This is a genomic window from Stagnihabitans sp., assembly GCF_964946895.1.
The window spans coordinates 1-14,861 of sequence record NZ_CBBQHX010000030.1 but is presented as its reverse complement, the minus strand read 5'-3'; the positions used below and the strand labels follow the sequence as shown (position 1 = coordinate 14,861).

The following is a 14,861-nucleotide window of genomic DNA, read 5'->3' as shown; positions in this document are numbered from 1 at the left end:
ATCGCAGGCTTATGAAGGGGTGCAGTGCACATGGCTGAAGAGCCCAACAAGACCGAGTCCTACGGCGCAAGTTCCATCAAGGTTCTCAAGGGGTTAGATGCGGTTCGCAAGCGCCCCGGCATGTATATTGGCGACACCGATGACGGGTCGGGTTTGCACCATATGGTTTACGAAGTCGTCGACAACGGCATCGACGAAGCCTTGGCCGGTCATGCGACCGAAGTCAGCGTGAAAATCCACGCGGATAGCAGCGTATCGGTGCGCGACAACGGGCGCGGCATCCCGGTCGACTTGCATGAGGAAGAGGGCGTCTCGGCGGCCGAGGTCATCATGACCCAGTTGCACGCGGGCGGCAAATTCAACAACACCGACGAATCCGGCAACGCCTACAAGGTGTCGGGCGGTCTGCATGGCGTGGGCGTGTCCGTCGTCAACGCGTTGTCGGAATGGCTGGAACTGACCGTCTGGCGCAATGATACCGAGTACCGCGCCCGGTTTGAACATGGCGATTGCACGGTGCATGTCTATCCGGTTGGCCCCGCGCCCGGCAAGAAAGGCACTGAGGTCCGCTTCCTTGCCAGCGCCAAGACCAACCGTCCGGATGGCACCTTTTCGAACCTCGATTACCAGTTCAAGACGCTGGAAGTGCGCCTGCGCGAACTGGCCTTCCTGAATTCGGGCGTCAAGATCGTGCTGGAAGACGAACGGCCCGCCGAGGCGGTTCGGGTTGAGATGTACTACGATGGTGGCGTTCGGGAGTTTGTGAAGTACCTCGACCGCTCCAAGGCGTCGATCATGCCGGAACCCATTTACATGATTGGGGAAAAGAACGGCATCGGCGTTGAAGTGGCGATGTGGTGGAACGACAGCTACCACGAAAACGTGCTGCCTTTCACCAACAACATCCCGCAACGCGATGGCGGCACGCATATGGCGGGTTTCCGCGGCGCGCTGACGCGGACGATCAACGCCTATGCCCAGTCGACTGGCATTGCGAAGAAGGAAAAGATCGACTTCACCGGCGATGACGCGCGTGAGGGTCTGACTTGCGTTTTGTCCGTCAAGGTGCCTGACCCGAAATTCTCCAGCCAAACCAAGGATAAGCTGGTGTCGTCCGAGGTTCGTCCGGCTGTCGAAAACCTTGTGAACGAAAAGCTGGGCGAGTGGTTTGAAGAAAACCCCGGTCCCGCCCGCATCATCGTCTCCAAGATCATCGAGGCCGCGGTGGCGCGCGAAGCCGCCCGCAAGGCGCGCGACTTGACCCGCCGCAAGACCGCTTTGGACGTGGCAAGCCTGCCCGGCAAATTGGCGGATTGCCAGGAACGCGATCCGGCGAAGTCCGAAATCTTCCTTGTCGAGGGTGACTCGGCGGGTGGCAGCGCCAAACAAGGCCGCTCACGCTCCAACCAAGCCGTCCTGCCCCTGCGCGGCAAGATCCTGAACGTGGAACGGGCCCGCTTTGACCGGATGCTTGGGTCGCAGGAAATCGGCACCCTGATCACCGCGCTTGGCACCGGCATTGGCCGCGATGAGTTCGACATCAAGAAACTGCGCTACCACAAGGTCGTCATCATGACCGACGCCGACGTGGACGGCGCGCACATCCGGACCCTGCTGCTGACCTTCTTCTTCCGCCAGATGCCCCAGCTGATCGAGGGCGGTTATCTCTACATCGCCCAACCGCCGCTGTACAAAGTGGCGCGTGGGAAATCAGAGGTTTACCTGAAGGACCAAGCCGCGCTGGACGACTATCTGATCGAGATGGGCGTCGAAGGCGCGGTCCTGCGCATGGCCTCGGGTGAGGAAATCGCCGGCGCTGACCTGGCCCGCGTCATCGAAGGCGCCCGTGCGTTTCGCCGGATTCTGGACGCCTTCCCAACGCACTACCCCCGCGCCATCCTTGAACAGGCTGCATTGGCGGGTGCCTTCGATCCGGGCCGCGCCGATGGCGACCTGCAAATCGTCGCCGACCAGGTGGCCAAGCGCCTGAACCTTGTCGCCCCCGAGTTCGAACGCGGCTGGCAAGGCCGCATCACGCAAGACCACGGCATTCGCCTTTCCCGCGTTCTGCGCGGGGTGGAGGAGCTGCGGACGCTTGACGGCGCCGTGCTGCGGTCAGGCGAGGCGCGGCGGCTGTCGGCCGTGTCGATGCGCGACCGCGATGTGTACAAGGAACCCGGAAAGCTGGCGCGCAAGGACCGCGATCAGCCGGTCTTCGGCCCCGTTGACCTGCTGAAATCGGTTCTGACCGAGGGCGAGAAGGGTCTTTCCCTGCAGCGTTACAAGGGCTTGGGCGAAATGAACCCCGGCCAGCTTTGGGAAACCACGCTGGACCCGGAAGCCCGCACACTGCTGCAGGTCAAGGTCGATGACCTCGCGGAAGCCGATGACATCTTCACTAAGCTGATGGGCGACGTCGTGGAACCGCGGCGCGATTTCATCCAGGCCAACGCGCTGAATGTCGAGCATCTGGACATCTGATTAAATCAGGACACTGGATCAAAAGGGGGCTTCGGCCCCCTTTTTCGGTCTGGTGACCCCGGATGGATTCGAACCATCGACCTGCCGCTTAGGAGGCGGCCGCTCTATCCCCTGAGCTACGAGGCCATAGACCTGCACGGCTTGTCGCCGAAAAACCGACGCCTTGCAACGGATTTGGGATGGGGGATTTGGGAAAAGAAAAGGGGGAGTGAATTTGGCCCACCACTCCCCCTCGGGGTCCATTGCGTCTGGGTTGAGAGCTTGCAGGACGCAGCGGATTTCGCCGGAACCTTCGTCTGGCTCCGTTAGCGGTAACATAGCGGCGAATCACCGCTTGGACAAGCGAAAGATTTGGCGCTAACAGTGGGGAAACGAAGGGGACAGCACTTGACCAAGGCCACTGGCATCGACCCGCGCCGCACCCTGACGCTGCGCGATGTATCTGAGGCGTCCGGCGTCAGCGAAATGACGGTCAGCCGTGTGCTGCGCAATCGCGGCGACGTGTCGGCCACCACGCGGGAGCGCGTGCTGCAGGCCGCACGCACCTTGGGCTATGTGCCCAACAAGATTGCCGGCGCCTTGGCCAGCCAGCGGGTCAATCTGGTGGGGGTCATCATCCCCTCGCTGTCGAACATGGTTTTTCCCGAGGTGATGACCGGGATTTCCGAAATTCTGGACAACACCGGGCTGCAGCCCGTGGTGGGGGTCACCAACTACCTGCCCGCCCGCGAAGAGACGGTGTTGTACGAGATGCTGTCGTGGCGCCCCTCGGGCGTCATTCTTGCCGGCTTGGAGCATACAGCGCCGGCGCGGGCGATGCTGGCCCAGGCGGGCATCCCGATTGTAGAGATCATGGACATCGACGGCCCGGTTGTCGACAGCGCTGTGGGCATTTCCCATCGCCGCGCCGGCCGACAGATGGCTGAAGCGATTGTGGCCTCGGGCTACAAGAACATCGCTTTCATGGGCACCCAGATGCCCAACGACTTCCGCGCCAAGAAGCGGCTGGAGGGCTTTGAAGAGGCTCTGAAACGCGCCGGAATGGCCTTGGTGGACCGCGAATTCTACGATGGTGGATCAGCCCTGTTGAAGGGACGTGAGATGACTGCGGCCGTGCTGCGCCGCAGCCCAGAGGTGGATTTCCTTTATTATTCCAATGACATGATCGGGGCAGGGGGCTTGCTGTACTGTCTGGATCAGGGCATCGATGTGCCGGGCAAGGTCGGTTTGGCGGGTTTCAACGGGGTCGAACTGCTCGACGGACTGCCGCGCCGTCTGGCCACGATGGACGCCTGCCGGCTGGAGATTGGCCGCCGCGCCGCGCAGATCATTGCCGGGCGCAACGAAGACCCCGAACTTGGGCCGGAAACCGTGGAGCTGTTCCCCACCCTGCAACCCGGCGACACGATCCGGCAGCGTTAGGCCAGCAACCGGCCATCCCGGTGGCCCAGGATCCGTGTTGTCAGGATCGCACCTTCGGGCTGATCGGCGTCAAACGCCACCTCGGTGAACTGCCCGGTGCGCCCCAGTCGCGGGGTTTCCACCAGAACCTGATGCGTTGTGCCCACCTGCTGGACCAGATGCCGCTCCAGCGCCGCATCGCCTGCAGCCCGCAGGCGGGCCGCCCGCGCCTTGATCTCGGGTCCCCGGACCTGCGGCATCCGCGCTGCAGGGGTGCCCTTGCGGGGTGAGAAGGGGAAGACGTGCAGGAAGGTCAAACCGCAGTCCTCGACCAGTTTCACCGAGTTCGCGAACATCTCGTCCGTCTCGGTCGGGAAGCCGGCGATCAGGTCGGCACCGAAGATCATGTCGGGGCGCAAGGCCCGCGTCTCTTCGCAAAAGCGGATCGAATCTTCCCTTGCATGGCGGCGCTTCATCCGCTTGAGAATCATGTTGTCGCCCGCCTGCAGGCTCAGGTGCAGGTGTGGCATCAGGCGCGGTTCGGTCGCGATGGCTTCCATCAGCGCCGGATCCGCCTCGATCGAATCGATCGAGGAGATCCGCAGCCGTTGAATCTCGGTCAGACGCAGCAGCTTCAGCACCAGATCGCCCAGATGCGGCGCGCCGGGCAGGTCCGCCCCCCATGAGGTCAGGTCGACGCCGGTCAACACCACCTCGGCAAAGCCCTTGTCCACCAGGCGCTTGACCTGTTCCACCACCACGCCCGCCGGCACGGACCGAGAGTTGCCACGGCCAAAGGGGATGATGCAGAAGGTGCAACGGTGATCGCAGCCGTTCTGCACCTGAACATAGGCGCGCTGGCGACCGAAGCCGTCGATCAGGTGGCCTGCGGTTTCCCGCACGGACATGATATCATTGACCTGCACCTTTTCGGTCGTGCCGATCAGGTCGGGCACGGCCAAGCCGGCCCAAGTCTCGGCCTGCATCTTTTCATGGTTGCCGATGACCCGGGTCACCTCTGACATCTCGGCGAAGGTTTCCGGTTCGGTCTGTGCGGCGCAGCCCGTCACGATCACCGCAGCGCCGGGGTGTTCCCGCGCCAGGCGGCGGATTTCCTGCTTGGCCTTGCGCACCGCCTCGGCCGTGACGGCGCAGGTGTTCACGATCACGGCACCCGACAGGCCTGCCGCCGCCGCCAACTCTTTCATTGCTTCGGATTCGTAGGCGTTCAGGCGACATCCCAATGTCGCAAAGACCGGTGGTTTCAGGTCGTTCATGCGTGTGCCGCCAGATAATCCGCCGACAGGAACCCGTCGAACACATGCGCCACCGGCCCGGTCATCCAGACGCCATCCTCGCGCCAGTCAATCTCCAGCACGCCGCCATCCAGATCCAGCGTCACCCGTCGGCCCGTCAGGCCCCGCAAATGGGCGGCAACGGCGGTGGCGCAAGCGCCAGAGCCGCAGGCCAGTGTCACGCCAGCGCCACGCTCCCACACCCGCATGCGCAGACGGTCTGCGCCGATCACAGAGGCAAACTCCACATTGGTGCGCTGCGGAAACAGCGCGTCATGTTCAACCTTCGGGCCAAGGCCGCGCAGGTCCACCGCTTCGGCATCGGGGACGAAGAAGACGCAATGCGGGTTGCCCATGCCAATGGCCACCGGATCGCCCGCCAAAGGCAGGTGCAGCGTGTCCATGGCAGAGGCCAAAGGCACCTCCGCCCAATTCCGCTGCGGGGCGCCCATGTTGACCGACACGCGGCCATCCGGCAGTCGCCGTGCCGAAAGCCGGCCGCGCACCGTCACCAGATCCACCGCATCAACACCCGCCCCACGCATCACGTAATCGGACACGCAGCGCGTGGCATTGCCGCAAGCGCCGGCCCGGCTGCCATCGTTGTTCCAAAAATCCAGCGCGAAATCAGCCTCTTCGGCCGAACGAATCTCTGCCAGCTGATCGAAGCCAACGCCACGGTTGCGGTCTCCCAAGGCTTTGGCCAAGGCAGGTGTCACCACCGCCCCGCGCCCGCGCGAGTCGATCACGACGAAGTCATTGCCCGCCCCATGCATCTTCATGAAGGCCAGACCGGAGGATTCTGTGTTGCTCATGGGGCGCATATACGCGCAGCCGACCCTTTTTGCCAGCGGCTGCGGAAAATGTCGTGATACCCCATTGACCCCCTCCGCCGAACTCCCTAAAGACCGCCCTGCATGGGGCCGTTAGCTCAGTTGGTAGAGCAGCTGACTCTTAATCAGCTTGTCGAAGGTTCGAATCCTTCACGGCTCACCATGCAAAAAACTCCCTCAGATCACCAACACACGACGCGCTGAAGATAGCGCCGAATGAGGGCTTGACGCCACCGTCGCCTTTCCTTAGTCAGCGCCGCAGTGGGCCGGTAGCTCAGCTGGTAGAGCAACTGACTTTTAATCAGTAGGTCTCGGGTTCGGATCCCGACCGGCTCACCAATATCAAGGGGTTGAGTGGAAACACTCAACCCCTTTATTGTTTCCCGAGCCGGAGGGGACAGATGCAGATCTACCAATCCACCCAAGCGCGGGCATTTTCCAAAGTCAGCGCGGGGCAGGTGGCAGATGTGGCGCTTGGGTCGGTGATCACGCCGCTGTTCAAGGGCTTTGGCGGCTGTTTCAACGAACTGGGCTGGAAGGCGCTGTCCCAGTTGGGGGACAATGCCCTCGATGACGTGCTGCACTAGTTGTTTGCCCCCGACGGTCTGTTCCTGAATTACAACCGCATGCCAATCGGCGCGAATGACTGTGCCACCTCGTGGTATAGCCATAACGAGACCGAAGGCGATTTTGGCATGGAGCGTTTCTCCATCGCGCGCGACCACAAGGCACTGATTCCCTTTGTCCGCGCGGCGACCAAGGCGCACGGCCAGGACTTCAGCCTGTTCGCCTAGCCCTGGTGCCGGCCGACATGGCTGAAATTCCCTCAGGCCTACAACTTCGGCCGCCTGATCTGGGATGAGACGCACTGCAAGGCCTATGCCCTTTATCTTGTGAAGTTCCTGCAGGCCTATGCGGCGGAAACCATCGGCATCCATTCGGTGCATATGCAGAACGAGCCTGATTCGGATCAGAACTTCCCCTCCTGCCTCTGGACCGGCCAGCGGCTGGCGGATTTCATCCGCGATGACCTGTCGCCCGCCCTCAGGGCCGCCGCGCTCGACACCCAGATCCGGCTCGGCACCATCAGCGCGGCGGTTTCAGCGACTGGCTGGCGCCGACCCTGTTGGACCCTGCGGCGCGGGCTGCCATCAGTGACATGGGTTTCCAATTGGCCGGCAAACAGGCCGTGCAAAAGGCCCGGCAAGCCGCCCCGGATCTGCCCATCATCCAAACCTAAAACGAGTGCGGCGATGGTGAGAACACCTGGGCCTATGCGCATTATGTCTTTGATCTGATGCAGCACTACCTGTCGAACGGGGCAGAGGCTTACGTCTACTGGAACATGGTCCTTGAACCCAAAGGCCGCACCACCTGGGGCTGGACGCAGAACTCCCTCTTCTCGGTAGACCCCGAGACGAAGGCCGTGACCGAGAACCCGGAATACACCCTGATGCGTCATGTTGCAGGTTTTGTCCGCCCCGGCGCGCAGGTTCCGGCCCCCACAGGCCGCTGGAACGCCAACACGCTGGCCTTCCGCAATGCTGATGGCCGCCACGTGCTTGTCCTGCAGAACCCGCTGGAGCGGGCAGAGGAAGTCACTGTGGTGCTGGGGGGCTGTACCGTCTGACCCTGCCGCCCAAGTCTTTCACCACGCTGCACGTCTGACCCTGCACCGCCGCGCATTGCCTCTGCCGCTTTGCGCCTTTTCCCAGGCGCGAGAATCCCGATATGTGTGGGGCAAATGCGGAGGCTGCGATGACGGTTGAACTGGGTCTGGATTCCTTTGGCGATATCTCGCTGGGGCAGGATGGCAAGCTGAAGCGGCCCGATCAGGTGCTGCGCGATGTGGTGGATGAGGCGGTTCTGGCCGATCAGGTCGGCATCGACTTTATCGGTCTGGGCGAACACCACCGCCCCGATTTCGCGATTTCCGCGCCCGAGATCGTCTTGGCCGCCATCGCCGGGCGCACCACGCGCATCAAGTTGGGGACTGCCGTGACCGTCCTGTCCTCGGACGATCCGGTTCGGGCGTTCCAGCGCTTTTCCACCCTCAACGCCGTGTCCAATGGCCGGGCCGAGGCGATCATGGGCCGCGGCAGTTTCACCGAAAGCTATCCGCTGTTTGGTTATGACATGGGCGACTACGACGTCCTGTTCGAAGAGAAACTCGACCTCTTCGCCAGGCTGGTCCGCGACAAAGAGGTGACTTGGGCCGGTCAGACCCGTACTGGCCTGACCAAGGAACGCGTCCAGCCGCCGCTGGGGCCGGAAGGCATGGTCGTCTGGGTCGGCGTCGGCGGCTCCCCGGAATCGGTGGTGCGCGTGGTTCGGCAGGACCTGCAATTGATGCTGGCCATCATCGGCGGCGACCCGCGCCGCTTCCTGCCTTACATCGACCTCTACCAGCGCGCCTGCGCCCAGCTAGGCAAGCCGCTGCGCCCGGTTGGCGTCCACTCCCCCGGTTTCGTCGCCGCGACGGACGAAGATGCGCGCGAAATCGCCTGGCCCGCCTATGCCGACATGTTCGGCCGCATCGGGCGCGAGCGTGGCTGGCCGCCCACAACCAAGGCCCGCTTCCTCGACGAGGTCGAGCACGGCTCGCTTTACGTCGGCTCACCCGAGACGGTTGCGCGCAAGATTGCAGCGACGGTCGCCGACCTAGGCCTGGCGCGGTTTGACATGAAGTACACCACGGGCCCCATTCCGCATGAAACGCTGCTGACCTGCCTGCAGCTTTACGGTGAAAAGGTCATCCCCATGGTGCGCGATCTGCTGGCTTCTGCGGCGCATCGCAAAACTTGACCAATTCATCCGCCCGTCAAAGGGCGGGTGATCCCTGCGGCTTTGCCACAGCGAATTGATCTGTTAACCCTTATCCGGTATTGCGGGGACGGGCATTGATTGGCTCAACTGTGGAAGGCGTCTTATGGCAGGCAATTATCTGATGGTGGGCGCGGGGCTTTCAGGCGCCGTCATCGGGCGGCACTTGGCGGATCTTGGTCACCGTGTCACTGTGGTGGATGCCCGCGATCATGTGGCGGGCAACTGCCACTGCGCCCGCGATCCTCAGACAGGCGTCATGGTCCACATCTACGGCCCCCACATCTTCCACACCGACGATGCCGAGGTGTGGGACTATGTGAACGCGTTCGAAACCTTCATGCCCTACAAGAACCGGGTCAAGACGATTTCGGGGGGGCAGGTCTTCTCGCTGCCAGTCAATCTGCACACGATCAACCAGTTCTTCCACGCCACCATGAGCCCGGCAGAGGCGAAGTCGTTTCTTGAGGCGAAGGCCGACACCTCGATCACCGATCCGCAGACCTTCGAAGACCAAGCCCTGCGCTTCGTCGGGCCAGAGCTTTATGAGGCCTTTTTCAAGGGCTACACGCAAAAGCAATGGGGCGTGCATCCGACCCAGCTTCCGGCCTCGATCCTGAAACGCCTGCCGGTGCGCTTCAATTATGATGACAACTACTTCTTCCACAAATTCCAGGGCATGCCGCAGAACGGCTACACCGCGATGGTGGAGCGCATCCTGAACCACCCCAAGATCACTGTTCACCTGAACACCCGCTTCAGCCGCGATCAGGCGGCGGCCTATGACCATGTCTTCTACTCCGGCCCGCTGGATGGCTGGTATGACTATGACATGGGCCGTCTGGGCTACCGCACGCTGGATTTCGAACGCTTCACCCATCAGGGCGATTATCAGGGCTGCGCCGTGATGAACTATGGGGAGGTGGACGTGCCGTGGACCCGCATCACCGAACACAAGCACTTCTCCCCTTGGGAAAGCCATGAAGGGTCGGTCCTGTACCGCGAATTCTCGCGCCTGTGCGGGCCCGATGACATCCCCTACTACCCGATCCGCCTGATGGAGGAGCAGGACCTTCTGCGCCAATACGTCACCCGGGCCGAGGCGGAGGCCGGTGTGACCTTCGTCGGGCGTCTGGCGACCTACCGCTACCTCGACATGGACGTCACCATCCGAGAGGCGCTGAACACCGCCCGCGCCTTTGTCGGCACCCTTGCCAAGGGCACGCCGATGCCTGCCTTCGCGGTGCGGCCGATATGAACCTTCTGACCGGCACCCCCGGTCGCGATGCGACCCTGGCCACGGCCAGGATGCGGCTGGTGGCCCTGGTCGTGACCTTCAACCGATCGGTCCAGTTGCAGCGTACCCTGGACCGCCTTCTGGCCGAAGAGGTGGATGCCATTGTCGTGGTCGACAATGCCTCCTCTGACGGCAGCGCGGCGCTGCTGGCCGGCATCCCGGACCCGCGCCTTCACGTCCTGCGTCTGGAAGAGAACCGCGGTGGGGCAGGGGGCTTTGAAGCCGGCCTGCGCGAGGTCAAATGCCGCTTCGACCCTGACTGGTGCGTGCTGATGGATGACGATGCCAGGCCCGCGCCGGGGGCGCTTTGCCACTTCCTGTCACGCGCGACCGCAGCCGAACAGGCGGGATTCGAGGCGCTGGCCGCCGCCGTCTACTACCCCGACGGCCGCATCTGCGACATGAACCGGCCGTGGCGCAACCCATTCTGGCATCTGGCGGATTTCTGGCACGCTTTGTTCGGCGGCCGTGCCGGCTTTCACCTCAAGGACGCGGATTATGCCCGCGATCAACCGATGCCGATCGACGGCACCTCCTTTGTCGGCTTCTTCCTGTCGCGTCAGGGTCTGGCGCGGGCGGGCTATCCGGATGGTGATCTGTTCATCTATGGCGACGACGTGATTTATACCCTGCAGATGACGCAACGGGGCGGGCGCATCGGCTTCTTGCCAGCGCTGCACTTCGAACATGATTGCGCCACCTATCACCCGAACGGGGGCGACATCTATCGCCCGCTGTGGAAGGTCTATTACAACTACCGCAACAGCCTGCTGGCCTATCGGCTGGCCAGTGGCCCGGTGCTGTTCTGGCCGATGCTGGCCCTTGCCGTGGTCAAGTGGCGGCTGCGCGCCCGGCATGCCGGGCCAGACCGCGCGGCCTATCTGCAGCTGTTCCATATGGCGATCCGGGACTCGCTGCGCCGCAACCTGTCCCGCGGTTTTGCCGAAATCACAGCCATCGCCACCGCGCGGGGCGACCGTTAGCCTAACCCGCCTCAGGCCAGATGCGCGCGGAAATCCGCGATCACCGCCTCGTAAACCGCGCGCTTGAACGGCACGATCCGCGCCAGCATCTCGTCCGCGGCAATCCAGCGCCAGGCGCCAAATTCCTGATGCGGCTGCACGATGTTGACCTGATCATCGCGCCCGGTGAAGCGGTACAGATACCAGCGCTGGGTCTGGCCCTTGAACTTGCCGCCCCAGACCTTGCCAAGCAGGTCCGGCGGCAGGTCATAGGTCAGCCAGTCCTTTGATTTGGCGACAAACTCCACCAGATCCGGCGTCACCCCGGTTTCCTCGGTCAACTCGCGCAGGGCGGCGGCACGGGGCTTTTCGCCCGCATCAATGCCACCCTGCGGCATTTGCCACGCCTCCGGCGCGCCATCCAGACGGCGGCCGGCGAAGATCAACCCTTGCGGGTTGATCAGCATCACGCCCACGCAGGGGCGATAGGGCAGGTCGACACTCACGGCTGCTTGGCCACAGCCGACAGGCCACGCAGGATGTCGATCGCATAGGCCAACTGGAAGTCGCTGTCGCGCAGCTTGGCGGCCTCTTCCGTGCGGGCGCGTTCCGCCTCAAGCTGCTTCTTCTCGTCATCGGTCATCGAGTCATTCGACAGGATGCCATTCAGATCAGCTTCCGAGGTCATCTTGTTCGGGTCTGCCTTGGGGTCCACCGGCTTGGCGTTGGGGTCCACCGCGGGCTGGTTCACCACGATATCCGGCATCACGCCAAGCGCCTGGATCGACCGGCCCGAGGGTGTGTAATACCGCGCCGTCGTCAGGCGCATCGCCCCCTCGCCACGCACCGGAAGGATGGTCTGCACAGACCCTTTGCCGAAGCTTTTCGTGCCCACAACAATCGCCCGGTGATGGTCCTGCAAGGCCCCCGTCACGATCTCGGACGCCGAGGCAGAGCCACCATTGATCAGCACAACCAAGGGTTTGCCATTGATCAGATCGCCTTTGGTCGCGTTGAACCGCTCGTTGTCGGTCGGGTTGCGGCCACGGGTCGACACGATCTCGCCCTCTTCCAGAAACGCATCCGATACCGAAATGGCCTGCATCAAAAGCCCGCCGGGGTTGTTGCGCAGATCCAGCACGACGCCATTGATCTTGTCCAGACCGCCAGCCTGATCGACCGCCTTCTTCAGTTCCGTTTCCAGCCCGGTTTCGGTCTGATCGGTGAAAGAGGTGATGCGCAGCACCACGGTATCGCCCTCAACCCGGCCCTTGACCGCCGCCACCTTGATGGTGTCACGGATGATCGAGACGTCGAATGGGTCCTTGGTGCCTTCGCGCACCACGGTGATCACGGTTTCCGACCCGATCGGCCCGCGCATCAGATCGACCGCCTGATCCATGGTCAGCCCGTTGACCGACTTGCCATCGACCTTGATGATCAGATCGCCGGTCTTGATCCCGGCCTTGTCCGCCGGGGTGCCGTCGATGGGGGACACCACCTTGATGTAGCCATCCTGCTGGGTCACCTCGATGCCAAGCCCACCAAACTCGCCCTTGGTCTGGACCTGCATCGCGGCATAGTCCTTGGCGTTCATGTAGCTGGAATGCGGGTCCAATGACGAAAGCATGCCGTTGATCGCCGCCTCAATCAGTTTCTGGCTGTCGACTTCCTCGACATACTGGCTGCGGATGCGTTCAAACGCATCGCCGAACAGGTCCAGTTGCTGATAGACCGATGCATTCTTCGATGCATCCTGCGCGATCAGTGGCCCGGCGAATTGCGTCACAAGCAGCGCCCCGGCCACCGTACCGCCCAATGCGGCCATCAGAACCTTGTTCATGCCTTTTTATTCCTCGTTAGCGGCGAACCAATCCATCGGGTCGATGGCCTCAGCCCCCTTGCGCAGTTCTACATAAAGCGTTTCGCTGTCACTTGCACCAGCGTCCTTGTCGGCAGGCATCAGGATATCGGCAGCCGTCGCCTCTGTCCCGCCCATCAACCCCAGCGCGTCGCCCTGTGACACCACATCGCCCACATCGCCATAAACCTGATCGAGCCCGGCCAGAACAAGTAGATAGCCCGGTCCCGGCTCCAGTATCATCACATTTCCGTAGTCCAGCAGTGGCCCCCGGTAGCGGATCGTTCCCGCCCATGGTGCGGTGACCAGTGCCAGCGGCCGTGTGGCCAGCGTGATCCCCGGTCGCTTGACGCCTTTGGCATTGGTTTCGCCTGCATGCAGCATGACGCGGCCCAGCACCGGCCAGGGCAGGCTGCCCTTGGCCTCGGCAAAACCCGGAACCGAGATTTCCTGCGGCGCCAGTCCCTTGGCGAAACCCGCCAGCGTCTTGGCGCTGGCCAGCAGCGCCTGCAGCGCCGCCGGGTCCTCGGTGATCCGCTTGGGCAGGGTCGTGCGGTCTGACACCGCCTGCGACAGATCGGTGCGCGCCTTCTGCACCATGGTCAGCCCCGCCGCCAAGCTGGTCTGCGCCGCGGCCTGCAAGGCGCGCAGGTCGCGCAGTTCTGTCAGATCCTGCTTCAGCCCGGCCGCTTCCTTCTGCAAGGCTGGCGCCACATCCGCCAGAATCATGCCAGACCGCACCGTGCCCAAAGGCCCGTCCGGATGCAGCAACAGCAGCGGCCCCGGATCGGTATCCATCCCCGCCAGCACGCCCAGCAGCTGCGAAACCTCGCCGCGCTTGGCCTGAAACTGGATGGTCAGCGTGCTTTCGCGCAGCTCCGCCTGCCGCATCGCCTCCCGCAGGGCGGTCAACCCGGCCTCATAGGCGCGGATCGTCGTGGTCAATGCGGCGACCCGGTCCTTGGCCGCATCCGCCGTCTCCAGCGCCTTCACCGACTCCGCCAGGTCATCGGAGGCTTTCAGGGCTGCCTTGGCCACGTCCCCCACAGGCCCTGACGCCTCCTGCGCCGCCACCGGCGACGCAAGCAGCAGCATCAGGACCAGTGCTTTGATCATGCCAGCAGCAGGCTCTTGCCCGTCATCTCGGCCGGTTGGGCCAAGCCCATCAGCGCCAGCAGCGTCGGCGCCAGATCGGCCAACTTGCCGCCATCGCGCAACTTGGCCCCCTCCGGCCCGCCCACCAGCACCACCGGCACCGGGTTCACCGTATGCGAGGTGTGCGGCCCGCCCGTCACCGGATCGACCATCAGCTCGCAATTGCCATGGTCCGCCGTGACAATCATCGCGCCGCCTGCCTTGTCCAACGCGGTCAAAGCCAGCCCAAGGCCCAGATCCACCGCCTCGCAGGCCTTGATCGCCGCAGGCAGGCTGCCGGTATGCCCCACCATGTCCGGATTGGCGAAGTTGACCACGATCAGGTCATAGCCCTTCTCGATGCCCAACACCAAATGCGCTGCCACCTCCGCCGCACTCATCTCGGGCTGCAAATCATAGGTCGCCACCTTGGGCGACTGCGCCATATAGCGATCTTCACCGGCAAACGGCACTTCACGGCCGCCGTTCAGGAAGAAGGTCACGTGCGGATACTTCTCCGTCTCGGCCAGCCGCAACTGCGTCAGCCCGTGGCTTGCCACCCATTCCCCAATCGTGTTCGGCAAGGACCGCGATGGAAACGCCGTCGTCATATAGCCATTGTGCGTGGTGGAGTATTCCACCATCCCCAGCATCGCCGCCCAAACCGGACGCTTGCCGGTGTCGAACCCCTTGAACGCCGGGTCCCCCAAAGCCGCCAAAATCTCTCGCGCCCGGTCGGACCGGAAGTTCAGACAGAAATATCCGTCGCCATCC

13 protein-coding genes, 3 tRNA genes and 1 pseudogene are annotated in these 14,861 nt (G+C 63.2%); 10 read left to right on the top strand and 7 right to left on the bottom strand.

Going from position 1 to position 14,861, the window contains the following annotated elements; translation table 11 throughout:
* The first annotated feature begins 30 nt into the window (after positions 1-30).
* Positions 31-2,481, top strand: coding sequence for a DNA topoisomerase (ATP-hydrolyzing) subunit B (gyrB, locus tag AC1Y2B_RS17000; RefSeq protein ID WP_482254303.1), 2,451 nt, complete (start codon positions 31-33; stop codon positions 2,479-2,481).
* A gap of 50 nt (positions 2,482-2,531) precedes the next feature.
* On the opposite strand, the gene AC1Y2B_RS16995 is transcribed toward gyrB, so the two are convergent.
* Positions 2,532-2,607 (bottom strand) — tRNA-Arg (locus AC1Y2B_RS16995).
* A 261-nt stretch (positions 2,608-2,868) separates the two neighbouring features.
* Here AC1Y2B_RS16995 and AC1Y2B_RS16990 point away from each other — a divergent pair.
* Positions 2,869-3,903, top strand: coding sequence for a LacI family DNA-binding transcriptional regulator (locus AC1Y2B_RS16990; RefSeq protein WP_482254302.1), 1,035 nt, complete (start codon positions 2,869-2,871; stop codon positions 3,901-3,903).
* Here AC1Y2B_RS16990 and mtaB read toward each other — a convergent pair.
* Together mtaB and dapF are read right to left on the bottom strand one after the other, a co-directional pair.
* Complete coding sequence (gene mtaB, locus AC1Y2B_RS16985; RefSeq protein WP_482254353.1) at positions 3,900-5,150, bottom strand: tRNA (N(6)-L-threonylcarbamoyladenosine(37)-C(2))-methylthiotransferase MtaB; 1,251 nt, start codon at positions 5,148-5,150, stop codon at positions 3,900-3,902. The two genes, AC1Y2B_RS16990 and mtaB, sit on opposite strands and share 4 nt — an antisense overlap.
* Positions 5,151-5,155: 5 nt before the next feature.
* Positions 5,156-5,992 carry a diaminopimelate epimerase gene (gene dapF, locus AC1Y2B_RS16980; RefSeq protein WP_482254301.1) on the bottom strand — a complete coding sequence of 279 codons (837 nt, stop codon included), beginning with the start codon at positions 5,990-5,992 and terminating at the stop codon, positions 5,156-5,158.
* A gap of 105 nt (positions 5,993-6,097) precedes the next feature.
* Here dapF and AC1Y2B_RS16975 point away from each other — a divergent pair.
* From AC1Y2B_RS16975 to AC1Y2B_RS16940, 8 genes and pseudogenes are all read left to right on the top strand, one after another.
* Positions 6,098-6,173 (top strand) — tRNA-Lys (locus AC1Y2B_RS16975).
* 100 nt (positions 6,174-6,273) lie between these two features.
* Positions 6,274-6,349 (top strand) — tRNA-Lys (locus tag AC1Y2B_RS16970).
* A gap of 62 nt (positions 6,350-6,411) precedes the next feature.
* Positions 6,412-6,597, top strand: coding sequence for a hypothetical protein (locus AC1Y2B_RS16965; RefSeq protein ID WP_482254300.1), 186 nt, complete (start codon positions 6,412-6,414; stop codon positions 6,595-6,597).
* Positions 6,598-7,308 (top strand): annotated as a pseudogene (locus tag AC1Y2B_RS16960) (glycoside hydrolase). It abuts the gene before it with no gap.
* Positions 7,308-7,640, top strand: a complete 333-nt coding sequence (locus AC1Y2B_RS16955) for a hypothetical protein (RefSeq protein WP_482254299.1) — start codon at positions 7,308-7,310, stop codon at positions 7,638-7,640. Before AC1Y2B_RS16960 ends, AC1Y2B_RS16955 begins: the two are co-directional and overlap by 1 nt.
* A gap of 128 nt (positions 7,641-7,768) precedes the next feature.
* Positions 7,769-8,815 (top strand): Atu2307/SP_0267 family LLM class monooxygenase, encoded by a 1,047-nt coding sequence (locus tag AC1Y2B_RS16950; protein WP_482254298.1) that lies wholly within the window; start codon positions 7,769-7,771, stop codon positions 8,813-8,815.
* 124 nt (positions 8,816-8,939) lie between these two features.
* A complete protein-coding gene (gene glf / locus AC1Y2B_RS16945; RefSeq protein ID WP_482254297.1) occupies positions 8,940-10,091 on the top strand; it encodes a UDP-galactopyranose mutase in 1,152 nt (383 codons plus the stop codon).
* Positions 10,088-11,113: a glycosyltransferase gene (locus tag AC1Y2B_RS16940; protein ID WP_482254296.1), complete on the top strand. Its 1,026-nt coding sequence runs from the start codon at positions 10,088-10,090 to the stop codon at positions 11,111-11,113. Before glf ends, AC1Y2B_RS16940 begins: the two co-directional genes overlap by 4 nt.
* Before the next feature lie 11 nt (positions 11,114-11,124).
* Here AC1Y2B_RS16940 and AC1Y2B_RS16935 read toward each other — a convergent pair whose 3' ends face one another.
* From AC1Y2B_RS16935 to gpmI, 4 genes are all read right to left on the bottom strand, one after another.
* Positions 11,125-11,598: an RNA pyrophosphohydrolase gene (locus AC1Y2B_RS16935; protein ID WP_482254295.1), complete on the bottom strand. Its 474-nt coding sequence runs from the start codon at positions 11,596-11,598 to the stop codon at positions 11,125-11,127.
* A complete protein-coding gene (locus tag AC1Y2B_RS16930; protein ID WP_482254294.1) occupies positions 11,595-12,935 on the bottom strand; it encodes a S41 family peptidase in 1,341 nt (446 codons plus the stop codon). The genes AC1Y2B_RS16935 and AC1Y2B_RS16930 overlap by 4 nt, the downstream gene beginning before the upstream one ends.
* Before the next feature lie 6 nt (positions 12,936-12,941).
* Positions 12,942-14,069 (bottom strand): murein hydrolase activator EnvC family protein, encoded by a 1,128-nt coding sequence (locus tag AC1Y2B_RS16925; protein WP_482254293.1) that lies wholly within the window; start codon positions 14,067-14,069, stop codon positions 12,942-12,944.
* The coding region (gene gpmI, locus AC1Y2B_RS16920; RefSeq protein ID WP_482254292.1) for a 2,3-bisphosphoglycerate-independent phosphoglycerate mutase at positions 14,066-14,861 on the bottom strand (796 nt) is incomplete at its 5' end. The genes gpmI and AC1Y2B_RS16925, both read right to left, overlap by 4 nt.